Annotated in this window: 24 protein-coding genes and 1 riboswitch; of the genes, 18 read left to right on the top strand and 6 right to left on the bottom strand. The window is 43.8% G+C overall.

Annotated features, from left to right (window positions below; genetic code table 11):
- Positions 1 to 12 precede the first annotated feature (12 nt).
- The 15 genes from F0226_RS04240 (at position 13) to thiE (ending at position 13,525) form a co-directional block, all read left to right on the top strand.
- Positions 13 to 642 (top strand): sigma-70 family RNA polymerase sigma factor, encoded by a 630-nt coding sequence (locus F0226_RS04240; protein ID WP_171734474.1) that lies wholly within the window; start codon positions 13 to 15, stop codon positions 640 to 642.
- Positions 635 to 1,429 (top strand): ChrR family anti-sigma-E factor, encoded by a 795-nt coding sequence (locus tag F0226_RS04235; protein ID WP_171734473.1) that lies wholly within the window; start codon positions 635 to 637, stop codon positions 1,427 to 1,429. Before F0226_RS04240 ends, F0226_RS04235 begins: the two co-directional genes overlap by 8 nt.
- A 110-nt stretch (positions 1,430 to 1,539) precedes the next feature.
- The gene (locus F0226_RS04230; protein ID WP_171734472.1) at positions 1,540 to 2,487 is read left to right on the top strand and encodes a DUF523 and DUF1722 domain-containing protein; all 948 of its coding nucleotides are present in this window, start codon (positions 1,540 to 1,542) and stop codon (positions 2,485 to 2,487) included.
- On the top strand, positions 2,484 to 3,920 hold the full coding sequence (gene phrB / locus F0226_RS04225; RefSeq protein ID WP_171734471.1) for a deoxyribodipyrimidine photo-lyase: 1,437 nt from the start codon (positions 2,484 to 2,486) through the stop codon (positions 3,918 to 3,920). Before F0226_RS04230 ends, phrB begins: the two co-directional genes overlap by 4 nt.
- A gap of 29 nt (positions 3,921 to 3,949) precedes the next feature.
- Positions 3,950 to 4,384: a nuclear transport factor 2 family protein gene (locus tag F0226_RS04220; protein WP_171734470.1), complete on the top strand. Its 435-nt coding sequence runs from the start codon at positions 3,950 to 3,952 to the stop codon at positions 4,382 to 4,384.
- Entirely contained in the window at positions 4,384 to 5,106 is a 723-nt protein-coding gene (locus F0226_RS04215) for an SDR family NAD(P)-dependent oxidoreductase (protein ID WP_171734469.1), read from the top strand. Before F0226_RS04220 ends, F0226_RS04215 begins: the two co-directional genes overlap by 1 nt.
- A 3-nt stretch (positions 5,107 to 5,109) precedes the next feature.
- Positions 5,110 to 6,375, top strand: coding sequence for an FAD-dependent oxidoreductase (locus F0226_RS04210; RefSeq protein WP_171734468.1), 1,266 nt, complete (start codon positions 5,110 to 5,112; stop codon positions 6,373 to 6,375).
- Complete coding sequence (locus F0226_RS04205) at positions 6,372 to 7,187, top strand: DUF1365 domain-containing protein (RefSeq protein ID WP_171734467.1); 816 nt, start codon at positions 6,372 to 6,374, stop codon at positions 7,185 to 7,187. The genes F0226_RS04210 and F0226_RS04205 overlap by 4 nt, the downstream gene beginning before the upstream one ends.
- 124 nt (positions 7,188 to 7,311) lie before the next feature.
- Positions 7,312 to 7,423, top strand: a riboswitch (TPP riboswitch).
- Positions 7,424 to 7,522: 99 nt separating this feature from the next.
- Positions 7,523 to 8,398: a bifunctional hydroxymethylpyrimidine kinase/phosphomethylpyrimidine kinase gene (thiD, locus tag F0226_RS04200; RefSeq protein WP_171734466.1), complete on the top strand. Its 876-nt coding sequence runs from the start codon at positions 7,523 to 7,525 to the stop codon at positions 8,396 to 8,398.
- The gene (locus F0226_RS04195; protein WP_171734465.1) at positions 8,388 to 9,242 is read left to right on the top strand and encodes an ABC transporter ATP-binding protein; all 855 of its coding nucleotides are present in this window, start codon (positions 8,388 to 8,390) and stop codon (positions 9,240 to 9,242) included. Before thiD ends, F0226_RS04195 begins: the two co-directional genes overlap by 11 nt.
- Positions 9,235 to 10,065 (top strand): ABC transporter permease, encoded by an 831-nt coding sequence (locus F0226_RS04190; RefSeq protein WP_171734464.1) that lies wholly within the window; start codon positions 9,235 to 9,237, stop codon positions 10,063 to 10,065. The genes F0226_RS04195 and F0226_RS04190 overlap by 8 nt, the downstream gene beginning before the upstream one ends.
- A gap of 161 nt (positions 10,066 to 10,226) precedes the next feature.
- Complete coding sequence (locus F0226_RS04185; RefSeq protein WP_171734463.1) at positions 10,227 to 11,159, top strand: ABC transporter substrate-binding protein; 933 nt, start codon at positions 10,227 to 10,229, stop codon at positions 11,157 to 11,159.
- 93 nt (positions 11,160 to 11,252) lie between these two features.
- The gene (gene tenA / locus F0226_RS04180) at positions 11,253 to 11,993 is read left to right on the top strand and encodes a thiaminase II (RefSeq protein WP_253820752.1); all 741 of its coding nucleotides are present in this window, start codon (positions 11,253 to 11,255) and stop codon (positions 11,991 to 11,993) included.
- A 14-nt stretch (positions 11,994 to 12,007) separates the two neighbouring features.
- Complete coding sequence (thiM, locus tag F0226_RS04175; RefSeq protein ID WP_171734462.1) at positions 12,008 to 12,796, top strand: hydroxyethylthiazole kinase; 789 nt, start codon at positions 12,008 to 12,010, stop codon at positions 12,794 to 12,796.
- Positions 12,797 to 12,907: 111 nt separating this feature from the next.
- Positions 12,908 to 13,525, top strand: a complete 618-nt coding sequence (gene thiE, locus F0226_RS04170) for a thiamine phosphate synthase (RefSeq protein WP_171734461.1) — start codon at positions 12,908 to 12,910, stop codon at positions 13,523 to 13,525.
- 143 nt (positions 13,526 to 13,668) lie between these two features.
- On the opposite strand, the gene F0226_RS04165 is transcribed toward thiE, so the two are convergent.
- From F0226_RS04165 to F0226_RS04140, 6 genes are all read right to left on the bottom strand, one after another.
- Positions 13,669 to 14,412, bottom strand: coding sequence for a DUF3726 domain-containing protein (locus F0226_RS04165; RefSeq protein ID WP_171734460.1), 744 nt, complete (start codon positions 14,410 to 14,412; stop codon positions 13,669 to 13,671).
- A complete protein-coding gene (locus F0226_RS04160) occupies positions 14,409 to 16,244 on the bottom strand; it encodes a hypothetical protein (protein WP_171734459.1) in 1,836 nt (611 codons plus the stop codon). The genes F0226_RS04165 and F0226_RS04160 overlap by 4 nt, the downstream gene beginning before the upstream one ends.
- 135 nt (positions 16,245 to 16,379) lie before the next feature.
- Positions 16,380 to 17,990 carry a BCCT family transporter gene (locus F0226_RS04155; protein ID WP_171734458.1) on the bottom strand — a complete coding sequence of 537 codons (1,611 nt, stop codon included), beginning with the start codon at positions 17,988 to 17,990 and terminating at the stop codon, positions 16,380 to 16,382.
- A gap of 291 nt (positions 17,991 to 18,281) precedes the next feature.
- The gene (locus tag F0226_RS04150; RefSeq protein ID WP_171734457.1) at positions 18,282 to 19,268 is read right to left on the bottom strand and encodes a membrane dipeptidase; all 987 of its coding nucleotides are present in this window, start codon (positions 19,266 to 19,268) and stop codon (positions 18,282 to 18,284) included.
- 72 nt (positions 19,269 to 19,340) lie between these two features.
- Positions 19,341 to 20,819 carry an aldehyde dehydrogenase family protein gene (locus tag F0226_RS04145; RefSeq protein WP_171734456.1) on the bottom strand — a complete coding sequence of 493 codons (1,479 nt, stop codon included), beginning with the start codon at positions 20,817 to 20,819 and terminating at the stop codon, positions 19,341 to 19,343.
- Between the two features lie 164 nt (positions 20,820 to 20,983).
- Positions 20,984 to 21,385 (bottom strand): RidA family protein, encoded by a 402-nt coding sequence (locus tag F0226_RS04140; protein ID WP_137371765.1) that lies wholly within the window; start codon positions 21,383 to 21,385, stop codon positions 20,984 to 20,986.
- Positions 21,386 to 21,541: 156 nt separating this feature from the next.
- Between F0226_RS04140 and F0226_RS04135 the strand changes: the two genes are divergently transcribed.
- From F0226_RS04135 to F0226_RS04125, 3 genes are all read left to right on the top strand, one after another.
- Positions 21,542 to 22,426 (top strand): LysR family transcriptional regulator, encoded by an 885-nt coding sequence (locus F0226_RS04135; RefSeq protein ID WP_171734455.1) that lies wholly within the window; start codon positions 21,542 to 21,544, stop codon positions 22,424 to 22,426.
- A gap of 417 nt (positions 22,427 to 22,843) precedes the next feature.
- Positions 22,844 to 24,121 carry a cyclopropane-fatty-acyl-phospholipid synthase family protein gene (locus tag F0226_RS04130; RefSeq protein WP_171734454.1) on the top strand — a complete coding sequence of 426 codons (1,278 nt, stop codon included), beginning with the start codon at positions 22,844 to 22,846 and terminating at the stop codon, positions 24,119 to 24,121.
- Positions 24,099 to 24,668, top strand: a complete 570-nt coding sequence (locus F0226_RS04125; RefSeq protein WP_171734453.1) for a DUF2878 domain-containing protein — start codon at positions 24,099 to 24,101, stop codon at positions 24,666 to 24,668. The genes F0226_RS04130 and F0226_RS04125 overlap by 23 nt, the downstream gene beginning before the upstream one ends.

Genomic DNA, 24,668 nt, shown 5'->3' with positions numbered 1-24,668 from the left:
AGTTGGTTTAATATGGAAAATACAATCAGCACAACTGGGAAAGACAAGGAGCACGTCATCATCCCTGAATCGCAAGTACCTACTGAGCTTTCAAGCTGGCTGGTTCTCGTTGCGAATAAGCGAGACAAGCAAGCCTTTACTCAACTGTTTAAGTTTTTTGCACCGAAGATTAAACGTTTCGGTATGACCAAACTGAACAATGAGGCTTCAGCCAACGAATTAGTTCAAGAAACCATGACCAACATTTGGAAAAAAGCACACCTTTATAATGAAGACAAAGGTGCAGCTACTACTTGGGTGTATACCGTGATGCGAAATGCCGCATTCGATATGCTCAGAAAAATAAAATCAAAAGCCGAGCAAAATGTGGCTGACGATATTTGGCCAATTGATGCCGCATTAGCTGAAAGCAATGAGGAAGAGTCTCCTTTTGCCGATCACTTAATGTCGCGCCACATCATGAACCAAATCGATACTCTTCCTCCCGCCCAAAGAACGATAGTGAAAGGTGTGTACTTCCAAGAGTTATCGCAAGAGCAACTAGCACAGCAGCTGGATGTACCATTGGGTACAGTGAAGTCTCGATTACGTTTAGCACTTGCCAAATTAAAGCAACAAATGGGAGACCAACGCCATGATTAAACATCACCCAAACTTTAATGTACTTAAAGAATTTGTTGCAGGAACTCTTCCAGATTCGATTTCACTGGTTGTCGCAAGTCACGTAGAAATGTGCGCCGAATGCCAAGCAACCGTTGCCCAACTAACAGAGCAAGCTGCGCAGGCTTTATTTGAGCCAATCGAGACAGATGAGAACAATGAAAATCGCCTCGATGTTGAAAGCAATGATGATGAAAACAATAATGTTGATGAAACCAATATAGATGTAGCCATCAATTTTGACGCTATTTTTGCACAAACTCAGAATGATGAGAGCGATAAGAATGACGACATGCTGAATCTTATGGATTTAGACATGATCAGCCAAATCACCGCCAATACAGATTTAGCTCAAACTGCAGCACCCACCGAAACTATGGAAATCGAAGTGGCTGGGCAGTCTTTTACTATGCCAAGAGCATTGCATTCAGTTGTACGAAAAGAGTGGTTAGGTCTAGGGAAAATTTCTCGGGCACGACTAGACTTTGAAGATGGCCCACGACATGCCAGCTTGCTGCATATCGCTGAAGGAGGTCAAGTACCTTCACACACACACAAAGGCTTTGAAATTACATTACTGTTGCAAGGCAGCTTTGATGATGAAATGGGGCACTATTCGGCAGGTGATTTTGTGTGGTTAGACGGCAAACACACGCATAACCCAGTGACACAAGAAGGTTGCGTATGCTTAACTGTATCTAGCGATGCACTTCATTTTACTAAAGGGGTTAGCCAGCTATTTAACCCACTAGGTAAATACATCTATTAATGATTAAGCACTCTATCTAAATGAAGTGTCGAGCGAAGTACCAGCTAAAATAAAAGAGCAGCAATAAAAACGACAATAAAATAGAGACACTGGCTTGAGGGAGATAAGCAATGGAAAAGAAAATTAAAATAGGCATCAGTGCGTGCGTGGCAGGGCAAAAAGTACGCTTTGACACAGGACATAAGAAATCGCGTTTTTGTACAGAAGATCTCGCGGATTATGTAGAACTAGAACCAGTATGCCCTGAAATGGGTGTTGGTTTGCCTACCCCTCGACCAACCATTCGCCAAACAAGAGGTTTGGACAATGTGATTCATGTTTCTCGCCCTGATGGTTCAGGAGATGTGACACAAGAACTTATCGAGTTTGGCCAAAAGCATTCAGAAAAAAGCCAGCACTTAGCCGGTTTCATCGTGTGTCAAAAAAGCCCGACATGCGGGATGGAACGTGTGAAAGTGTATCACCACCACGGTAGAGGTTCAGAGTCCACTGGTGTTGGTCTATTTACCCAGCAAATCATGAATGGCAACCCATTACTTCCAGTCGAAGAAAATGGAAGATTGAATGATCCGGTTCTCAAAGAAAACTTCATGACTCGCGTGTTTACCTATTCAAAGTGGTTGAACTTGGTTGATGAAGGCATCACCAAACATAAGCTCATCCAATTCCACAGTGCACACAAATATCTAGTGATGAGCCATCATATTGAAGGCTATAAAAAGCTTGGGCAACTGCTTGCGAATGCAGAGCTTGATGTGGATACCATGGCTAAACAATACATTACAGGGTTGATGGAAGCTTTATCTCATCATGCTAACCGAGGAAGCCATGCGAATACCTTGCAGCATCTACAAGGCTACTTCAAGAAGCAACTGACCAGTGTTCATAGGCAAGAGCTATCGACCCAGATTAATGACTTCCGTGAAGGGTTGATTCCGCTACTTGTTCCACTGACATTGATTAATCACTATTTAATTGAATACCCGAACGAGTACTTACAAACGCAAGTGTACCTTAACCCGCACCCTCAAGAACTTAAACTGAGATACGGCTATTGAACAACATACTTTGGATAAGGCGAGATCTAAGAACTCATGACAACCCAGCCTTAGTCGCAGCAATAGAAAACGGCGCTACACGCGCTGTTTTCATCTCGACACCTCTGCAATGGAAGCAACATCATCTTGCACCGATTAAAGCAGATTTGATGTGTCGCCATTTGCAGCAGTTATCGGAACAATTGCATGAACTCGGCATAGCGTTAACCCACATCAACGCCACCGATTTTGCAGATCAAATCACGCAATTAAAAACATTCTGCTCAGACAATAATATCGGCCGCATCTTCGCCAATACCGAACCTGAATGCGATGAGGTAAACCGCGATAAACAAGTTATTGAGCAAGGCTTACATTTAGAAATCTTTCAAAGTGACACTATTGTGCCTTTAGGAAAAGTACTCAATAAACAAGGTGAGATGTTTAAGGTATTCACGCCTTTCAAAAACGCTTGGTTGAAGCGCGTTCAGCAAACAGGTATCGAGTGCAGCCCATCTCCATCGTCTCGGTCAAATCCAGTAATACACAATGCAAATACGCATGAAATAAACGAAGCCAGTAGCCCTTCGCATATAAACTCAGAGTCGCGTTGGGATATAGACTATCCTCGCCAATCATCAGATCGCTGGCCACTAAGCGAAAAAATTATTGAACATGTCATTCCTGATTTTCTTGCAAATAAAGTCTCTAGCTATCACGGTAATAGAGACATTCCGTCAATAAAAGGAACATCCGGGTTATCCCCTTACCTTGCTATTGGTGCAATTAGTCCGCGCTGGTTGGCAATACAGTTGATTCAGCAGAACCCTGACGTTTTGTTCGACACTCAACATTCGGCATTTTCGTGGCTCAATGAATTAATCTGGCGAGACTTCTACAAACACTTGTTGTTCCATTACCCGCAGCTCGCTAAAGGAAATAACTTCCAAACCAAATACGATGGTTTAATGTGGCACCCAGACCACCAAAGCTTCAAAGCATGGTGCGAAGGTAAAACTGGCTACCCAATTGTTGATGCTGCTATGAGACAACTTACCACGACAGGATGGATGCATAACCGCCTAAGAATGATTGTTGCGAGCTTTCTAACCAAGCACTTACTCATTGACTGGCGATGGGGAGAACACTTCTTCATGTCTCATCTCATCGATGGTGATTTCAGCGCCAACAATGGCGGCTGGCAATGGGCTGCCAGCACTGGTTGTGACGCTCAGCCTTACTTTAGGATATTTAATCCAATCACGCAGAGCGAAAGATTTGATCCAAAAGGTATTTTCATTCGTAGATATCTACCAGAGCTTGCCGATCTGCCTGATAAAGATATTCACTTTCCTCATGACTATCTGAAAAAGCATCCAGATCAAGACCAGTATTGGGCACCAATAGTGGAGCATAAACAAGCCAGACTGAGAGCATTAGCTTTCTTTAAGTAAAGGAATAAACAAGGGTTGGAACGCTGATTATGGATAATTCGGTTTGGCTAAAAAATTTTTTAGATGTATACCAAGAACTTGGAACGACTGACTTTGATTCACTCAAATCAGTTTATCATCCTGATATTGAGTTCAAAGACCCTATGCATCGCGTTAATGGACTACCCGCTTTAACTCACTATTTTGAGCAAATATACACAAAAGTGACGAGCTGTAATTTCATCATTGAGCATGCATTTGAATCACAAAGTGGCGAAGCCGCGGTATATTGGAAAATGACCTTTGTTCATAAACAGTTGAATGGTCAAAACCCAATCACTGTTCAAGGTCACTCTCACTTAAAAGAACAAGATGACTTGGTCATTTTCCATCAAGACTACCTTGATGTTGGCGCCATGCTTTATGAGCATATCCCATTACTTGGATCTGCAGTTAAAGCCATCAAGAAAAGAGCGAGCCAATAATGCGTATTTTAATCACAGGTGCCACTTCTGGGATTGGGCACTCATTATCCGTTAGCTACGCCAATCAAGGTCATGAAGTGATTGCTTGTGGCCGCAGCCAGCCTAAATTAAATAAGCTGATTGAGCAGTTACCTTCACATGCGACTATCACGCCTTTATGCTTCGATCTTACCGACTATCACAACTACCCTTCTCTTGAGAATCAAGAACCTATTGATTTACTGATTCTCAATGCTGGGGACTGTGAATACATCGACGACCCACTCAATTTTGACGCTCAAATGTTTGAGCGCATTATCAACGTTAACCTAATATCCATTGGTTATGCTCTACAAACCTGGCTTAAGCACATTCAACCGGGTGGTCGCTTGGTACTCGTCAGTTCTAGTGCAAGCTTATTACCCCTACCAAGAGCAGAAGCTTATGGCGCATCAAAAGCGGGGCTAAGCTATTTAGGTAACACACTGTCTGTGACGCTTGCTCCACACAATATTAACGTCACTTTAGTTCACCCTGGGTTTGTTGAAACCCCTCTCACAGATCGTAATACTTTCTCAATGCCAATGCTGATAAGCAGCGAACAAGCGACTCAAAGAATCATAAAAGGCATTGAACAAGGCAAGGCAGATATCAGCTTTCCGAGAAGGTTTATTTTCATCATGAAATGCCTACGATTTCTCCCAACGTCACTCTGGCAAAAACTTGCAACAAGGATGGGTTAGCAAATGAAAAGAATCGCTATTATTGGATCTGGAATTTCTGGGTTAACTTGTGCCCATGTATTAGATGAATACCATGACGTAACAGTATTTGAAAAGAATGACTACGTAGGCGGGCACACCGCGACGGTTGATATAGAGCATAAAGGCAAAGATTACTCTATTGACACGGGCTTCATTGTTTTTAATGACCGAACTTATCCAAATTTTAATCAATTACTCATTCAATTAGGCGTTGAGCGACAGCCTACAGAAATGAGCTTTAGTGTGCATAACACCACAACTAAGTTTGAATACAACGGGCACGGAATTAACTCGCTATTTGCTCAAAGACGCAATGTTTTCAAACCAAAATTTTGGAAACTAATTTCAGAAATCATCAAATTTAATAAGCTATGTAAGCAGGCTTATGAAGCGAATGACTTCCCTGAAGATGTCACGTTAGGTGATTTTCTTAAATCCAATAGCTTCTCTGATTTTTTCAGCCAGCACTACATTTTACCTATGGGTGCTGCAATTTGGTCAACCAGCCTGAATGAAATGGAACAGTTTGAGCTTAAGTTTTTTATCCAATTTTTCTATAACCACGGTCTATTGGACATTGTTAACCGCCCGCAATGGTATGTCATTCCAAAAGGGTCCCGCTCTTATGTCGATGTCATTCTGTCACGATTAAAAAAACCAGTTCAGACAAACACCTCGATCAACAAAGTGATTCGTGATGAATCTAGCACGAACCCAGAAATCATCATTGAGTTTGAAAACGGTGAAAGACAAAGCTTTGATGATGTCATTTTTGCCTGTCATTCCGATCAAGCATTGAGCTTACTTGAAGCACCAACACCTCAAGAAAATGAAGTATTAGGCGCGATACCTTACAGTCGAAATGAAGTAATTTTACATACTGACCTTAGCTTACTTCCTGATAGAAAATTAGCGTGGGCAAGTTGGAATTACATGCTGGATGGTAATAGCCAACGACCAGCCTGCGTGACTTACAACATGAACATTCTGCAAGGCATTGAAAGCGACGACACCTTCTGCGTAACGCTTAACCAGAGTGAAGCTATTGACCCAAGTAAAATCATCAGAAGCTACGTTTATCATCACCCAGTTCTAAATACCACAACGGTTGCCGCGCAGCATAAACGCGAGCTAATTTGTGGAAAAAATGGCTGCCACTTTGCTGGAGCGTACTGGTATAACGGCTTTCATGAAGACGGCGTACGCAGCGCTTTAGATGTGACTAAACGTTTTGGTCTCGGTTTATGAAAACGAACTCAACACACTCTAGTTCTGCACGCGATAACTCAGCACGCAGCGAAGATGAGTTCAGCGGCATTTATTGGGGCAATGTCCGCCACCGCCGTTTCGGTGAGATTACCCATAAGTTCAGCTATCAACTGTTCATGATGGGTATCGACCTTGATGAGTTGGCTAAAACCACATCGCGCAGCCTTGTTTTTGGGCTGAAATGGTTTAATCCCATTCGATTTGTGGAGTCTGATTACATTAGGAACGAGCCCGGTAATTTAAAGAACCGAATCTCAGATAAAGTAAAGCTATTAGGTGGGAGTTGGGATACCGAAAACAAAGTAACAATGCTAGTGCAATGCCGCTGCTTAGGGCTCTACTTTAGCCCAATCAATTGCTATTTTTGCTACGACTCAAAAGGTGATTGCCAATACATGCTGGCCGAGGTTAGTAACACGCCTTGGCGTCAAAGGCACTATTATTTGATTGATATGGCGAAAGAGATGAAAGTAAAAAAAGACTTTCATGTCTCTCCTTTTATGGATCTTAATATGATGTATCACTGGCAGATTAAACCACCAGCCCACAGCACGTTGGTCCATATCGAAAATCATAAACCCAATGACCAAAATATAGAACGCAAGGTCTTCGACGCGACATTAGCCCTATCTAAAAGACCTATTTCTCCAAGAGATTTATGGAATACTTTACTCAGCATTCCATCCATGACCTTTAAAATTGTGTTTGGTATCTATTACCAGGCTTTGAAACTCTTTATTAAAAAAGTTCCTTTCGTGGCACACCCTGAAACTAAAACCAACGAATCTTAAAGTTTACTCAATATAAAGTTCGCTCAATTGTTATTTTTAAAACTAATTATTTTTGAAGCAATTATTTCTGAAGCAATTAATTTTAAAACAAGTACACCCACAGCAACACTACTGTTATGATTATGCTCAATAGTCGGGGGGCAAATGCAGTTATCTGTATTTGCTGAGATCGTAATTCGAGACCCGTTGAACCTGATTCAGTTAGCACTGGCGTAGGGAACTATAAGCATTGATCTGCGTAGTACTTCAATAGGGTCTTCACCCATTGTTCTCACTGCACGCCTTTCATCGATCTATGCCTGTTCTCCTGCGTCTTTTCGACAGTAGGAGCCATCATGACATCATCAATACAATCGCTTCATTCAGAATACCTTTCAAAAAATACCATTTCAGATTTAACGACACCGATCGTTTTAACCATCGCAGGTTCAGACAGTGGCGGCGGCGCGGGTATTCAAGCTGATATCAAAGCCATGTCTGCAACTGGCAGCTTCGCTTGCTCTGTCATCACAGCTATCACTTCGCAAAACACTCAAGGCGTATCTGCCATTTTCCCCATCCCCTTAGAACACGTGGCAAGCCAGTTAGACGCTGTTTTCACCGATCTAAATATTGTGGCAGTCAAAGTCGGCATGCTGGCAGACTCTGAGATCATCAAAGTTGTTGCCGAAAAAATTAAGCAGTACCAACCTAAACATTTAGTTATCGACCCAGTAATGGTAGCGACCAGCGGTGATTTACTGCTGAAAGAATCGGCTATCAGCACATTGAAAAATGAGCTAATTCCACTCGCGGATATTATCACCCCGAACCTACCGGAAGGTGCCGCTTTAACAGGAAAGCCCGTTCCTGAAAGCGAATCTGACATGCAAGGCATGATTGAAGAGTTAAGAGCATTAGGGGCAAAAGCAGTGTTACTGAAAGGCGGGCATTTAGAGAAAGACGAAAACAGTAATGATTTGCTCATACTACCTAGTAGCTCATCTCTAATCAGTGCAAAGCGTTGCCCGACCAAAAATACGCATGGTACTGGTTGTACTCTTTCTTCTGCTATTGCGTCTTTTCTTGCCCAAGGTAATGAATTAAGCCAAGCCGTTAATTTAGGTAAACAATACATATCTGAAGCGATTGCTCACGCGGATAAACTACAGGTTGGGCAAGGGCATGGACCAGTAAACCACTTCTATGCAGGGCATGCTGATGTCCGCTAATACTGCTGACATACAGGAAGCACCTGAATGTCAGCCAAAGAAACCAGTTCACGTAGACCATACAAGCCAGTTAAAAGTCGGTATTGAAATAAGCAACGCCAGCTTGCGCTACCACGACAGTGCTGTGGACACCTTAGCTAACCTGCATTTACACCTTGAAGCTGGGAAATGGACGGTACTACTTGGTCGAAGTGGTTGCGGGAAAACCACCGTCTTACGTTATTTAGCTGGTTTGCTAGAAGACAAAGTCGAATGGAATGGCTCACTGTCTACCTCAGACACCCTGCCTTTGCAGGGTCGTATCGCCTACATGGCGCAGCAAGACCTTCTTCTGCCTTGGCTTTCAGTGATAGATAACGTCTGTTTGAGTGAACGTTTTATGACTCAGTCTAACGGCTCTCATTCCAAGCGAGCTACTTCAGCTAACAATGTTCAAGCAAAGGCTCTCACACTCTTAAAAGCAGTAGGGCTGGCTGACTACGCAGATGCAAAACCTGCTCAACTTTCTGGGGGCATGCGCCAGCGCGTTGCATTAGCTCGAACGCTGATGCAAGACAAACCCGTCGTATTGATGGATGAACCATTCTCTGCGCTTGATGCTGTCACTAGGCACAAGCTGCAAACACTAGCCTGTGAATTACTTCAAGATAAAACCGTTGTGCTGATTACTCATGATCCCCAAGAAGCGGTTCGTTTAGCAAATAACTTGTATGTATTGCAAGGCACCCCTGCTAATGCTCACCCTCTTTCTGTGCCTTCAACTTGCCCGCCTAGAGAGATAGATGCGGAGTGCGCACAACTCCAACAAGCGATCCTCAATCAGCTGGAGCGTGACTATGAGTAACCAAACCGGTAATCACACATTACAAAATACGACGTCAGTTGAGACAAAACTAGTTGAAACAAAGCTTAACCAAAAACAAGGCACCCACCCTGCGGTACGTTTGCTGATAAGTGCCACCGTGGTGTTAGGTTTATGGCAGCTCGTGGTAACGGTGTTTGCCATGCCGAGCTTCATATTACCAGCACCGCTAGAAGTCATGATAAAGCTTATTGAAAGGCATGACGTGTTACTCAAGCACACATGGGTGACCGCTCAAGAAATCATATTCGGTTTACTGCTTGGGCTTTCTATGGGGCTATTTTTCGCGTTGCAAATGTTGATGTTTGAGCCGCTCAAACGCTGGTTACTGCCTATTTTAATTGCCAGCCAAGCCATTCCTGTTTTTGCTATCGCCCCAGTTTTAATGCTTTGGTTAGGCTATGGCATGGCATCTAAAGTCGTGATGGCAGCCATCATTATCTTCTTCCCTGTCACCACTTGTTGTTATGACGGATTAAGAAACACGCCAACGGGCTACTTAGATCTTGCTAAAACAATGGGCGCATCAAAATGGCAATTACTGCGACATATTCAATTGCCAGCAGCATTGCCAACATTAGCCTCTGGAATACGTGTCGCCGTTGTCATTGCCCCAATTGGCGCAGTCGTAGGCGAGTGGGTCGGCTCTAGTGCTGGGCTCGGATATTTAATGCTACAAGCGAACGCGCGAATGATCATTGATGAAATGTTTGCCGCCCTTTTCATTCTGGCGGTGCTATCCATCTCGCTTTATTTCATCACCGACAAAATACTAAAAAAAGCAATACCTTGGGAAAACCAATAATAAGCCCAAGCTGCGAGCAACCTTAAAAGTAAAAACTCAGAACATGTCTCACAGACACCCATAATGCAAAAGGAAATGACAAAGTGAAAAGTACTAATCTATTAAAGACCAGTTTATTAAAGACTAAGCTATTAAAAAACAAGCCGTTAAAGACCAAGCTAATGAGTGCTATTGCCCTGCTGACTTCTCTTACTTCAGGTCACGCGTTAGCAGCTGAAAAGCCAATGACACTTATGCTTGATTGGTTCGTGAACCCCAACCACGGTCCAATCGTTATTGCGCATGAACGTGGTTACTTTAAAGATCAAGGCATCGAAGTTGAGATACAAGAGCCCGCCGATCCAAGTACGCCAGCCAAACTGGTCGCAGCAGGTCGCGTTGATCTTGCGGTCACTTACCAACCAAGCTTAACCATGGATGTGGCAGCAGGCTTACCACTGGTTCGCGCTTCTACACTGATCGCAACACCACTCAATACGTTAATGGTGCTAGATAACGGCAAGAATGATTCATTAGCCGACTTAAAAGGTAAAAAGATTGGCATCGCGATAGCAGGCAATGAAGAAGCGACGATCGGCACTATGCTTGCTCAAGAAAATGTCGCATTTGAAGATGTTGAAACAATCAATATTGGCTGGGCGCTGTCTTCATCTCTTGCTTCTGGAAAAGTTGATGCAATTTGGGGCGGGTTACGTAACTTCGAAACCAACCAATTAGCACTAGAAGGGTTTAAAGCTAAAGCCTTCTTCCCTGAAGAGCACGGCGTGCCTGCATACGATGAATTAGTTTTTGTTGCGAATGCCGATAAGCATGATGCAAAAGCGATTCGAGCATTCAACAAAGCGCTAGAACAAGCGACCACTTACATTGTCAACCACCCTCAAGAATCGTGGAAAGAGTTTGTGGCTTACTCGCCAGACACACTGAACAACGAACTGAATAAGCGCGCTTGGAACGACACACTTACTCGCTTCGCTCTACGCCCCTCGGCAGTCGATCTTAAACGTTACGATGACTACGCACAGTTCATGTATGACAAAGGCATCATCAAATCTTTACCTAAAGCGTCAAACTACGTACCAACGTTTAACTAAGCTGATCTCAATAATTTAAGCCGAACTCATAAAATCATTCTGGATAAGTACCGAGAACTGGCTCTCGGTGCTTACTTCGATTAGGAAAGCACCATGAAATACCAAGATTTAATTCAAGCTTGCGAACAAGATTGGCAAGACTATACCGAGCATTCATTCGTTACTCAGTTAGCGCAAGGCACCCTAGAGCAACCTTGTTTTTTGCATTACCTCAAACAAGATTTCTTGTTCCTTAAGCAATATGCGCGTGCTTATGCCCTAGCTATTTATAAGGCAAAAACATTGGCTGATATGCGCCGAGCTTTACCTAGCGTCCATGCTTTGTTGGATTCTGAAATTGCCCATCATGTGACTTACTGCGAGCAATGGGGTTTAACCGAAAGTGATCTTGAAAATGAACCTGAGGATTTCGGCACCGTTGCTTATACCCGCTATGTATTAGACGCGGGAATGACGGGAGACTTGGTTGACCTTTACGCGGCTTTAGCGCCTTGTTCAATCGGCTATGCGGTGATTGGCAAAGCATTAATCGAAAGTGATACCACGGTGCAGGAAGGTAACCCATACGCAAGTTGGATAAACCTTTACGGCGGTGAAGAATTCCAATCAGGAGTAGCAACTGGCGCTGAATACTTCAACCAGCTTCTCGCGGATATTGATATTAATAGCGAACGTGGCCAAAACATCGTTCATATATTTAAAACCGCAACTCGCATGGAAGTGGCTTTTTGGCAGCAAGGGCTCAATATACTGAGCACGATTAACAGCCTAGCTAACCCTCTCCAGTCTCAGTCTCAGTCTCAATCCGAGCATCTTCAGTCAAGCCATTCATAAACAAGGAACTAGCCGTGTTAATCGAAAAAATCACTCAAGCACTTAGTGCTGTTCGAGAGCAAAAGCCACTGGTCGTCAATATTACGAACTACGTAGTAATGAACAATACCGCGAATGCCTTACTGGCGATTGGGGCGTCTCCAATCATGGCGCACTCCACTCAAGAAATGGCAGAAATGATGTCGTTCTCAGGTGCGCTAGTGATCAACATTGGTACGCTAGACAGTGTATGGACCCCTCGCATGAGCTACGCCGTGGAGCAAGCAAACGCACACAACAAACCTGTGGTTCTCGACCCAGTTGGCTGCGGCGCAAGCACACTTCGCACCGAAACCGCACGAACTATCGCTCGCTTAGCGAATAAACTCATTATTCGAGGTAATGCCTCTGAAATCATTGCACTTGCTGGCGAACAAGCACAAAGCAAAGGGGTAGATTCCTTAGATAGCAGTGATGCCGCATTAGGAGCTGCACAATGTTTGGTTTCAGAATACGGTGCTAACGTAGTGATTTCTGGCGAGACGGATTATGTCGTCACCCAAGACCAAATCGTAAAACTAAACAATGGGCATGAAATGATGCCCTACGTGACAGGTATGGGTTGTACTTTAACAGCACTAACTGGCGCATTCGCCGCGGTGGGTGATGATACTGGGCTAGCAGCGGCGGCAATTCTTGGAGTCGTGGGAGAAATCGCAGCAGAGCAATCTCGCGGTCCAGGCAGCCTACAAATGAATTTACTTGATGAGCTTTATCAACTTGATGAAGCAACATTGCTACAGCGTCTTAGAATACAAAATTAATCATCAAAAAAAGCACTTAATCATATAGCCCTACTCCTTAGATTAGAAAGAGGAAGGGCTAATACCTCTCTCAGAAAATAAATCTCTCAGAACTTTGATTTGAAGGTCCCTATGAACCCTTACACACTTTATCTGGTTACTGATGACCAACAAGATCTCGATACCTTAAGGTTTGTTGTTGAACAAGCAGTGCAAGGCGGTGTCACTATGGTACAAATTCGTGAAAAGCATGGTGATGTGCGCGCCTTTATTGAACGGGCTCAAGCGGTTAAAGAAATTTTAGCGGGTACTGATGTACCGTTAATCATTAATGACCGTGTTGATGTGGCACTTGCCGTTGATGCTGATGGTGTGCACCTTGGTCAATCCGATATGCCAGCAAATTTTGCGCGCCAGTTAATTGGACCAAATAAGATACTTGGCCTGTCTATTGAAAATGAACAGCAGTTAGAAGAGTCCAATTCTTTGCCAATCGACTACATTGGGTTAAGTGCGATATTCTCTACACCAACCAAGACCAACACCAAGAAACACTGGGGAATTGAAGGGTTAGAAATGGCGCTCAAAGCGACGCAATTACCGATTGTTGGCATTGGGGGGATTAATGAATCCAACATCCCGCAACTCTCACAAACGGGCGTCCATGGTTTGGCATTGGTTTCAGCCATCTGCCACGCAGAAGATCCAAAAACTGCCTCTGAACATTTGCTGTCTTTAATGCATCCTTAAATAACAAAGCGAAGTAAGTAGGAAGTGAAAGTATTAAAATAAAAAAAGAGAGTGACGAACACTCTCTAAATCACAAAGTGAGAGCCTAGCTAAGGGGAAACTAAGCTCTCATAAGCGTTCTGGCTATAATTTCATTGCTCAGGCTAGGATTCAGCGGTGAACAGCTCACCAGCACCTTGAACAGATCGCTGGCTGCTTTCCACTAAGATAGCCGTCGCGGTTTCTTTCAATGTACTCCACTGCGAGTCATCAATATAAATCCCTTCATTCCACGCTTTTTTCTGTTTTTCAGCCAGCTTATGAGACTCAATATGAGTCGTGTAGCCTTGTGATAAATGCACCACATCAAAATCATGGACCGATAATTCAATCGTCATATTATGTAGATTCTCTTCTGACTCCATCAGCAAATCAGATAGAAACAGTTCAGGTGCCACACAGCCCCGGTTCAAGACATACAAAGTGCGTTTCGGGCTTGTCCCGTTATCCCACCTCGCAGTGCATGCTATCCCTTTTGCTGCTAACTTCACTAATTCACTGTAAGCCAACCAACGGTTATGACAGTTATTTAGCTCAATTTTTAATGCTTTAACGCCAATCATTTTTTCGATGGCGTAGTCCATTATTACAGGCAAGTGGCACGCTAAGCTGCATTTGTGTAAATCGACTTCAATGGTATTGTCTGAGGTGACAGAAATATCGACAGGGCAATCGTCTTCCAACCCCATAAAGTCACTCGCATTATTAAAATGGCGAACACCGTCCAACCCCACCATTTGTAGATCAGCTACCATACCGGCGATAACATCGGCTTCACCGCATGAGCGGCGCATACCTAAAAAGGCTTTGTTTACCGCAGCCACCAATTCATTGTGAGAAACGATCATAACTCTTCCCCCGGTACGATACCTTGGTGTTGTTGATGCTGTTGTTGTTGACCTAATTCCAACTTGCTCGGAAGCAATGGGAATAACCACTCACCTTCGCTGATTTCATCCAGTAATGGTGCTCCTTGGAAGAAGGTCACGCGAACCCAGCGGTCCGATCTTGGATCAAATTTCGTGGCACCAAATACCGCTAATTTGCAGCGTAGCAAATGCATAGGTAGAGATGACTGGTGCAACACATTCATTTGAATATCGCCCATCGCTTTATGACCTAATGTCCAAACTCGGCGTGCAATCGCACGATATTTAGGTCTCTGTATTAGAAACTCAGCAAGTGACAATTCAGGCGCATGTTCCTGTAAAGCATGGTACAAACGATAAGCTTGGCGACCAATATCTAATGGTAGCTCGCGCTCTTCACCTGGCTCTTCGCCGCGTACTCCTAACCTTGGTTCTTCTTTATCTTGTGACCGATACCAAAACCAGTAGTTATTATCAGGCTTAGTAAAATCAGTATTGATTGCCCAACCGTAATTCTCTTCTAAGGTCACAAGTAGATCTTGAATTTTCTTGCCGCTTGGTAGAAACAAGGTTTCATCACAGTTCATATTATCTTGATGGGCGTCCACTAATTCTGGGTACAATTCCATCAAGCACGAGAGCAGGATTTCTTGGGCTTCCAAACTCATATGCTGTGTTTTATTAACAAGATCATTCCAAGTTGAACGATAGCTTTGGTTTTGATTCGGATTAGAAGTAGGGCTAGATTCAATATTTGTAGACATGAAAGAATCAAATTTGCTATTCAACTGTTTTAAATCGTGCACCGCTATCGCGTTCAGCTCTTTTTGGTGTTCATTGATGGTGATGACTTGCTCTAAATGGCTGATGCCTTTTTGAATCAATGACTGCAAGGAATCATACAGTGCAGGTTCGCTTTCACAGGCAAGCACAGCAGCTAAAGCGGTTTCACGCGTCGTCATCCATTGGTCAACAACACTTGGGTGATTAATCAGATAAGGCGCCATGCCAAGGCCCGTCGCATTACCAACACCAAGATATCGCTGTAAGCCTCGGTGAAGTGGAATGGCAGCCTCACCACCTTGTTGCTCAGCCAAGTAGTGAACCCAATCTAAACTGAATTCACGAAGCATATACACCGCGCACATTTGAGCACTAAACGACTGATTGAAATCTGGGTTATTTTCTAAAATCTTAAAATCAGCAATACCGAACTTGCCATTACCATATACAGCGGTTGTGCGGAGAATATACCCAACTTCAGCAAGTTCATCAGTAGTGGGTTGAACACCTTTCGCTAAATGACTAACAATATGTTCAAACACACGAACACTCTTGTTTGCACGCGCCAGCACCAAAACATTGTTTGGATTACGCCCCGCTTCTTGAAGCGGTACATTCGCTCGCAGTTGTTCCAGCAAGCTCACATCAACATCACCATAGACTAAGGCAAAAGTTACGTCCCACTTTTCAGCAATTACACGATCATTGCGTTCATCGTCGGCAATCTCATCACAAAATACGACTAAATGATAAACATGGTTAGGGGTCGCTAATTTGTAGATAACGTGGCCAAAACCGCGTGGGCATAGCTGCCATTCATGCTTTGTGACTTTCCATTGCTGTTGCGCCATTTTTCGAATCAGAGTTCTCACGAAACTGATTCGGTTTTGGTGCATTGCACCAAGCCTTTCAGGTGCCATGACGATGTCTGCATTGCGCAGTTGTGCTTCAGTGTAAGTAGAACGATGTGCATCCATTTTGCTCACCACCTTTATAGTTATAGAGTATTGCTCGTTATTGGATTTCATTGGAGGCGGACGATCCCGCCTCCTGCATTGGCTGCTTATTTGCAGCTCTGATCTATCGGCTTATAGCTGTTCGTTTATCGCTATTTTTCATATAGCTACTTGTTGATATAGCTACTTATTTATATAGCTATTCGTTTATAGCCCTTGCTCTTTTGCCATCTTCATTGCTATTTGTGGTGCATTCCAAAGAGAAGGGAGCAAGATTAATGAAACCGGAACTGCGGTTATCACAATGAATGATTGCAGGGCAGAAATACCGCCAGAGCCAAGGGAGATAAGGATTAATGCCGTTACCCCCATCATCACACCCCAGAACACTCGAATAACAGCATTTGGCTCAGTTTCACCACTGATTACTACACTGATGGTGTAGGTCATCGAGTCACCGGTTGTCACAATGAAGATTGTGGTCAAAATCAAGAACAAGATTGAAATCAGCATCGGCATAGGGAGTTGCTGTGTCACTGCCAGTAATGCTCCAGGTAAGTTAAACCCTTCGAATGCTTTACTTACTGTGCCTGGTTCTGCAATTTCAAACGCAAGACCCGTACCGCCAACAATCGTGAACCAAAAACAGGTAACTAATGGAGCAATAATGCTGATGGTGCTGACCAATTGGCGAATGCTACGCCCACGAGAAATACGAGCGATAAAGATAGCCATCATCGGGCCGTAACCTAGGAACCAGCCCCAGAAGAACACCGTCCACCAGCTTAACCAGCCTTCATCACCACGGTAAGTTGCCATTGGAATGAAATTATCAATCATGCTGCCTACACCTTGAATGTAACCATTGAAGATGAAGTTAGTTGGACCAAAAATCAGAATGTAAATCATCAATGCCATCGCAAGGATAACGTTATAACGACTCAACATTTGCATGCCGCGATTCAAGCCACTCAAAGCTGACAATGTATAAAGTGCAATCGCAAAAAGAATGATGATGAGCTGAGTTGTGAAGCCGTCTGGAATATCAAACAAAGCGTTCAACGCATAGCTGACTTGTAAGCCAAGAAACCCAATAGGACCAATCGTGCCGGCCGCTACCGCGACAATACAACATGCATCAATTAAAGCGCCGGTATGACCTTTCAATGCTCGCTCGCCAAGTACTGGATAAAGCAAGATTCGAGGTTTAAGAGGTAAACCTTTATCGTAATGTAAATGCATGACCACAATAGACGTTAAGCTGCCTACAATTGCCCACGCTAAAAAGCCCCAGTGCATAAAAGATTGAGATAAAGCGTTAACTGCACCTTGCTGGGTATTTTCTTGCGCGCCATACAATGGAGGAGGACTAACATAGTGCGCGATAGGCTCAGCCGCTGCCCAGAACACACCGCCACCAGCTAGAAGCGTACAAAAGATAATCGCCATCCAACGGAACCCATCCATTTCAGGCTTTGCGATTCCCCCTAGAATAACCTTACCGGTTCGTCCTGCTGCCAAGCCAATACCGATCAGAAATGTCAACAGAAGAAGTATTTGCCAATAAGGACCAAACACTTTAACTGACCATCCAAACCCCGAATTTACTAGGCTTGATAACAGCTCCCCATCAAATAAAGCGAGGGCAACAAACAGAGCGATGAATCCGCCGCTGTACCATAAGGCAGGGTTACTTAACCCCAGTTTATCGGATGTTGATTCAGGCTGGCTCGCCTTACCTGAAGCAGAACGGTTTGCCGAAGATAGATTTGCATTTGCTACATTTGAAGCTTTCACGCTATTGGTTAAATCAGACATACTCTGACTCCAGAGGTTTCTTTGCAGCGCCATTAACAATGGCTACAAAAGGTTGTGTTTAACACCTGCCCTATTATTTTTTTGTTGAGCAGGAGGTCCATGTTCGGGTGACTTTTTAAACAAGCATTCGCCTTAATTTCACTAAATACTCACCATTTCACTAGAGGTCTATGACACTAAAACTGCCTTGTTAAATGGTTTGCCTTTAGTTAAGGAGGTTTATGCCTTTGTTTCATGTGCTTTAGCTTTGATTAATAAGCCTTAGCTTGAGTTAATAAGCTTTAGCCCTGTTTAAAGAGGTTTGAGCCCTTGTTTAAGAAAGTTAAACCAGTTTTCACCCAGTACTTGTCCCGCCTCAGATTCACTGAATCCGTGACGTATTAATCCGTTGTAAATATTCTCCATACCCGCACTTCCACAAAACCAAGGTAAAGCATCAGGCCAACCAGAGTTATTTGCCGATCCTTCCCCATAGTCCATCGCTTTTGACCAGCGACCATTACGCATCCACTCAAGTACGGCTTGAGGTTGGTTTAGGCATAAATCACTACCAATCCCTAAATGTTCAACACCGACAAGGTCTGCGGTAGTCGCCACCATTTGGCAAAAGTCTTCAAGGGTACATTGGCTACCATTAGGTAAATGGAATGGGTATAAGCTGAAACCGATTAAGCCATCGCGAGCCGTTAAGGCTTTGATCACTTCATTCGATTTATTACGAAGAGCATCATGAGCAAAAGTGGGATTGGCGTGGCTAATGCAAATTGGGCGAGAAGACATATCAATGGCTTCTAGAGTTGAACGCTCAGCACTATGAGACATATCGATGATCATGCCTACACGGTTCATCTCTTCGATGGCTTGCTTACCAAAGCGCGTAATACCCGTATCATTTTGCTCATAACAGCCAGTCGCTAATAAGCTTTGGTTGTTATAAGTCAATTGCATGATCAACAGCCCTTGCTTACGCATCACTTCGATCAAACCAATTTCATCATCAATCGGTGAACAGTTTTGCGCGCCAAGGAAGATCCCTACTTTGCCCGTCGCTTTTGCTATTTCGACATCTGCCATAGAGTGGATTGGCATAATCAGGTCAGCATTTTGTTCAAACCTTAGGTTCCATTCAGCAAAGCGAGTCAGCGTTTCACGAGCCGTTTCGTGATACACCATAGTGGCATGTACCGCAGTAATCCCACTGGCTTTTAGGGTTTGAAAATATTCTCTATCCCAATTGCAATACTGCAATCCATCTATAACAATCCGTTGCTGGTACATAACCACTCCTTAATAAACCGTCTTAATATGTTGTGGAGGTAGTGCGTATTAATGACGCACCACCGACCTCAATTAGTACGGACGTTGATAAGCGGTTTTAACCACGGTGTAGAACTCTTTCGCATACTGACCTTGCTCACGAGGACCAAAGCTAGACTCTTTTCGTCCGCCAAATGGAACGTGATAATCAGTACCCGCGGTAGGTAAGTTGACCATGACACAACCCGTTTGAGCCTGTTGTTTAAACATGGCACTAGTGCGCAAGCTTTGAGTGATGATGCCGCCAGTAAGGCCAAAGCGAGTATCGTTTGTTGTTGCAATAGCTTCTTCCAAATCAGCAACACGAATCACGCTTGCCATTGGTGCAAAGACTTCTTCTTGGTTTACTTCCCAACTGTTTTGGGTATTTAAGAATAGGGTTGGAGACATATAGAAGCCTTCATGCTCTAGGCTTAAACGTTCACCACCGAATGCTAATTCGCCTCCGCTTTGGCGCGCTTTTTCTATCCAATTGAAGTTCGACTCCAACTGCTTACCGTCAACCACAGGTCCCATAAATACGCCGTCTTGTAGAGCGTGGCCCACTTTTAGCTCACTCATGCGTTTAATCAGAGCATCGACATATTGATCATGAATACCATCCATCACCACTAAACGAGAAGACGCTGTACATTTTTGACCCGCACCAGAGAATGAACCCGCAATAGTCGCTTCAACAGCAGTTTGAATATCGGCATCGTCGGCAATAACCAGCGCATTTTTGCTGCCCATTTCCAACTGGCAACGAACAAAGTTAGGCGCCGTCGCCGCTGCAACTTTACGACCAGTATCAACAGAACCTGTAAAGCTAACGCCGTTAATATCTTTAGAATGGATAAGCGCATCACCGACCTGAGAGCCGCTACCTAGCACTAGGTTAAATGTGCCAGCAGGGATGCCTTGTCGGTGGATGATTTCAGTCAGCGCAACGGCACTCGCCGGTGTTAAGTTCGCAGGTTTCCAGATAACGCTGTTACCAAACGCTAATGCTGGTGCAATTTTCCAAGCCGCCGTAGCCGTTGGGAAATTCCAAGGAGAGATAATGGCGATAACGCCCACAGCTTCACGAGTCACTTCAACGGAGACCCCTGGACGGACGGAAGCAGCGTTATCACCAATTTGACGAAGTACTTCAGCAGCAAAATATTGGAAGAATTGACCCGCGCGATAAATTTCACCACGGCCTTCAGCAAAAGGTTTGCCTTCTTCACGAGAAAGCAGCGTACCTAGCTCATCACAACGGGCGATCAGTTCATCACCGATAGCTTGAAGTACCGCTTGCTTACGTTCGATCGGTGTTTTTTCCCACTCAGGTTGAGCATGTTTTGCCGCTGAAATCGCCTGTTGAACTTGCTCTGTACTTGCTTGAGCAAATTGACCAAGGTTTTCAGAAATATCTGAAGGGTTGATATTTGCAACGGTACTAATACCTGATTGCCATTCACCTGCAATGTACAACGCATTTTCTGCTTGAGTGCTTGCTGTCTGAGTCGTATGTACTTGAGTCATCATTCTTTCCTTGTGACATTTAGGCTGTATTTGAGTCTGGCAACCTAGTGTTTATGTATGGGATCTTTTTTTGGTTTCTTATCAATTTGATCTTTATTTCAGTAATCGGGCTTTTTTCAGTAACTGAGATTCTTTTCAGTAATTGAGCTTTAAACAATTTTAGTCGCTTATTCTTCTGGCTGAGAGGCTGAAGCGTAAACCACAAACTCCACCAGCATTTCTTCGCGAGCTAACCCAGCCACCACAATGGCAGCTCGGTTTGGGTATGGGGCATTGAAATATTCAGCGTAAATACTGTTTACTGTTTTTAAGTACTCACGGTCAGTCACATAGATAAGCACTTGTAAAACGGAATCCATCGATTCGCCAGCGCACTCCAAAGTATGAACAAGGTTGCTAAAGGTTTGGCGTGTTTGAGCTTCAATTCCACCTTCAACTACCGCACCTGTGTCATCAATTGGGATCTGAGCGGTATAAAGCGTACCGTTATTAACAATCGCCCATTCAAGAGGCGCTTTAGATGCAAAAAGAGAGGTCTTTACTGGGTGTTTTTTAGTTTGTGCATTCACGGCTTCATCCAACTTTGTAACTAAAATGTTTCAAGATGGTTAAATACTGCACGTTGACACCTGATAAATCTAACGGTAAATTTTGTGCATTTGATAAATAAAACTTATCACCATGAGAAAGTACGGAAAATAAAGGGATGAGAAGGATGTTAGCCAATGAGTATTAAGCTCCAACAATTAAAACATTTTGTTTTGGTCGTCGAAGAAGGTGGATTTAGAGCCGCATCTCACCGTGCAAATCGATCACAAGCCGCCCTTTCTACATCTATAAAAGAGCTTGAGAAAATTCTAGGTCAGCCCCTTTTTGAAACTGGAAATAAATCCACCCTGACGCCATTTGGTGAAATATGTTTACCAAAAATCATTCAATTCCTGAATGTTTACAATGCGTTAAACAATGACCTTCGAGCTGCTGCTGCGGGACAACAAGGCCGAGTTCGAATTGCGAGCGTGCCCTCTGTTGCTGCGAAATTGATCCCTAGCGTACTCGGGGCTTTTTGCGAACAGTACCCAAGCGTTGAAGTGAGCCTGATTGATGATAACGCGGCAGGGGTTGAAGCAAGATTGCTCTCAGGGGAAGTGGACTTAGCGCTGGGAAATAGCTCTCATCTTGAGGAAGATTCCATTGAATTTACCCCTCTTATCTCAGATCCCATCGGCGTCGTTTGCTTAAAAGACAACCCAATAGCACAACAACCTAAAGGGATAGAATGGCAAACTTTGTTAAAACAACCTTTCATTCGAAACGGAACTTGCACCTTGCTTGACCCAACCCCTGCACGCACATTAAGTGAGCAAGCTTTGTACTCGGTAGAGAACATCACTTCACTGTTTTCCGTGCTCGAATTAGGGATTGGTGTCACCACTTTGCCTAAGCTAGCCTTCCCAACCAATGAAACTCGATTAGTGTGGGTGCCTCTTATTGATCCACCATTAAAACGACAAATTGGTATCTTCCGATTAGCCGATAGAACCATCTCCCCACAGGCTCAAGCCTTCCATGACTTGTGTATCCAATACTTAAACTACAGTGACGAATAAAATGGCTTTAGTCACTCTTACTAGATTCTTTTAGCCATTAGTCGATACCAATGAAGGGGCTCTCAGTACCCTTCAATTTTCCCTCGCCGACTCCCCTATCAGATTTTTGAGCACCCTTACTTTCTATCGCTCCAACTTATTATTAAAAAAATACTCTTTTTAAATGAACCCTTTTGCTAATCATCCCGTATACAACAATGAAACAGAGGATCACTCACTCATTTTACTCGCGGCTACCTCTGAGTACGGAGTTAAGGTTAAGCAAAAATCGGTTCAAGTGAGAGGGTCATCGCTAAGCAGTTAAAAATAAATGAAAAAATCCAGTACACGTCATCAGACATTCGTTTATTTGTACTAGGATTTAAGATCAAGCAAACACGGCATTCTAATTAGATACGAGACCCGAGAGAGGTTTACATGGAACAGCTAGCAAAACAAAACCAAAATTCAGCACTAGCCCAAACGGACAAAGCGACCCACTCGAGTAAATACCGAACTCTCATATTTCGAGTATTGGATGAACTTAAAGACGCGTGCATTGAAATCATCGAAGGAGACAACCACTCAATCTTCGGTGAACGTTCTGCCTCATTACTTGGTCAAATCGTCGTTCACGATTCCAGCTTCTATAAAGACGTAGTGACAGGAGGCAGTATCGGAGCTTCTGAGGCGTATATAGACGGTAAGTGGACCAGCCCGAACTTAACTCGCGTCATTCAAATTATGGCTAAAAACCAATCACAATTGGATGAACTAGACAGCAAAACCCAATGGCTGAACCAATTCAAAAATCTATTACTTAGACGCAAGAACGCCAATACCGAGCAAGGTTCAAAGCGAAATATCTTAGCTCACTACGACATTGGCAATGAGTTATATGAACGCTTTCTTGACCCATCGATGCAGTACTCCTCTGCTATCTATAGCTCAGAAGCTTTGACATTAGATGAAGCTCAGCAAAACAAAATGCGCACTATCTGTGAGCGATTAGAACTCTCAGAAACCGATCACGTGGTAGAAATTGGGACTGGATGGGGTGGACTAGCGATTTACATGGCTCAACATTACGGTTGCCAAGTAACCACTACCACCATATCAGATGCTCAGTATGCTCTTGCAGAACAACGTGTAGAACAACTTGGATTAACGAACAAAATCACCCTGTTGAAGCAAGACTATCGCACTCTCACAGGCGAATACGACAAACTGGTTTCGATTGAGATGATTGAAGCCGTTGGTCACGAATACATGCAAACCTTCTTTGAAACCTGTTCGAATTTGCTCAAACCGACAGGGAAAATGTTGGTTCAAGCCATCACTATTGCTGACGGACGTTACGAGAAATATCGCAAAGGTGTCGATTTCATTCAAAAGTATATCTTCCCGGGCGGTTGTCTGCCTTCTGTCTCAGTAATGAGCCATCACCTTGCCACTCATACCGATATGGTGATTCACGAAGTGGATGACATTGGTCTGCACTACGCTCGAACCCTAAACGATTGGAAAACTGCCTTTGATAAAAGTTGGGACGAACTGCAGACGCTCGGTTATTCGGAAGAATTCAAACGCCTCTGGACTTTCTATTTCTGCTATTGCGAAGGTGCATTTTTAGAGCGAGTGATCAGTACTCATCATATTGTGGCAAGAAAACCTCGCTATTTGGGAGCCCAAGATGAAACGATTTTGGATTATTAACCTCGTTTTATTTCAAGCGGCTTGGCTCTGTTCCGCTTTTTATACAGAGCAAGCTTGGTGGGTAGTTAGTGTGATAATTGCATTACATTTTGCTTTGTCACCCACCAAACAAGACGATTTAAAACTGCTATTACTGCTGCCAATTGGAATAGCAATGGACAGCTTACAGCTGAGTATTGGCGGTCTGAGTGCTTTGCCACTTGAAACATCTTCAGCCACTTCCTCATTATTAGTGAATGAAGAAGCGGCCAATGTAGGGTTTCATTTCCCAGCTTGGCTTGTGATGATTTGGGTTCTATTTTTGATAAGCCTGAACCACAGCTTGCATTGGTTGGTGAATCGCTCAACCGTAACTCTTATTGTCATTGGAGCCATAGGCGGAACCAGTAGCTACTGGGGCGGTATTCAAGCTGGAGCTTTACAAACAAATTGGCAAACCGAATGGATGATCGCGTCGCTGATGATTGGCTGGGGAACATTACTGCCTATCTTAGTCTCAGGTTATTCCTACCTCCACAAACCTATGGCTTTTCAACCTTTGAGGTGA

The sequence above is a fragment of the Vibrio sp. 99-70-13A1 genome (assembly GCF_013114625.1).
Taxonomy (GTDB): domain Bacteria; phylum Pseudomonadota; class Gammaproteobacteria; order Enterobacterales; family Vibrionaceae; genus Vibrio.
The sequence above is the reverse complement of the archived record's forward strand: the minus strand, read 5'-3'. Positions and strand labels throughout refer to the sequence as shown.

Coding starts and splice junctions, on each gene's coding strand:
- F0226_RS04220 (WP_171734470.1), top strand. CDS start 3,950: ATGGATAATTCGGTTTGGCTAAAAAATTTTTTAGATGTATACCAAGAA.
- thiE (WP_171734461.1), top strand. CDS start 12,908: ATGAACCCTTACACACTTTATCTGGTTACTGATGACCAACAAGATCTC.
- F0226_RS04240 (WP_171734474.1), top strand. CDS start 13: ATGGAAAATACAATCAGCACAACTGGGAAAGACAAGGAGCACGTCATC.
- F0226_RS04155 (WP_171734458.1), bottom strand. CDS start 17,990: ATGTCTGATTTAACCAATAGCGTGAAAGCTTCAAATGTAGCAAATGCA.
- F0226_RS04145 (WP_171734456.1), bottom strand. CDS start 20,819: ATGATGACTCAAGTACATACGACTCAGACAGCAAGCACTCAAGCAGAA.
- F0226_RS04125 (WP_171734453.1), top strand. CDS start 24,099: ATGAAACGATTTTGGATTATTAACCTCGTTTTATTTCAAGCGGCTTGG.
- F0226_RS04150 (WP_171734457.1), bottom strand. CDS start 19,268: ATGTACCAGCAACGGATTGTTATAGATGGATTGCAGTATTGCAATTGG.
- F0226_RS04230 (WP_171734472.1), top strand. CDS start 1,540: ATGGAAAAGAAAATTAAAATAGGCATCAGTGCGTGCGTGGCAGGGCAA.
- F0226_RS04215 (WP_171734469.1), top strand. CDS start 4,384: ATGCGTATTTTAATCACAGGTGCCACTTCTGGGATTGGGCACTCATTA.
- F0226_RS04235 (WP_171734473.1), top strand. CDS start 635: ATGATTAAACATCACCCAAACTTTAATGTACTTAAAGAATTTGTTGCA.
- F0226_RS04205 (WP_171734467.1), top strand. CDS start 6,372: ATGAAAACGAACTCAACACACTCTAGTTCTGCACGCGATAACTCAGCA.
- F0226_RS04165 (WP_171734460.1), bottom strand. CDS start 14,412: ATGATCGTTTCTCACAATGAATTGGTGGCTGCGGTAAACAAAGCCTTT.
- F0226_RS04190 (WP_171734464.1), top strand. CDS start 9,235: ATGAGTAACCAAACCGGTAATCACACATTACAAAATACGACGTCAGTT.
- F0226_RS04185 (WP_171734463.1), top strand. CDS start 10,227: ATGAGTGCTATTGCCCTGCTGACTTCTCTTACTTCAGGTCACGCGTTA.
- F0226_RS04160 (WP_171734459.1), bottom strand. CDS start 16,244: ATGAAATCCAATAACGAGCAATACTCTATAACTATAAAGGTGGTGAGC.
- thiD (WP_171734466.1), top strand. CDS start 7,523: ATGACATCATCAATACAATCGCTTCATTCAGAATACCTTTCAAAAAAT.
- F0226_RS04195 (WP_171734465.1), top strand. CDS start 8,388: ATGTCCGCTAATACTGCTGACATACAGGAAGCACCTGAATGTCAGCCA.
- F0226_RS04130 (WP_171734454.1), top strand. CDS start 22,844: ATGGAACAGCTAGCAAAACAAAACCAAAATTCAGCACTAGCCCAAACG.
- F0226_RS04210 (WP_171734468.1), top strand. CDS start 5,110: ATGAAAAGAATCGCTATTATTGGATCTGGAATTTCTGGGTTAACTTGT.
- F0226_RS04135 (WP_171734455.1), top strand. CDS start 21,542: ATGAGTATTAAGCTCCAACAATTAAAACATTTTGTTTTGGTCGTCGAA.
- tenA (WP_253820752.1), top strand. CDS start 11,253: ATGAAATACCAAGATTTAATTCAAGCTTGCGAACAAGATTGGCAAGAC.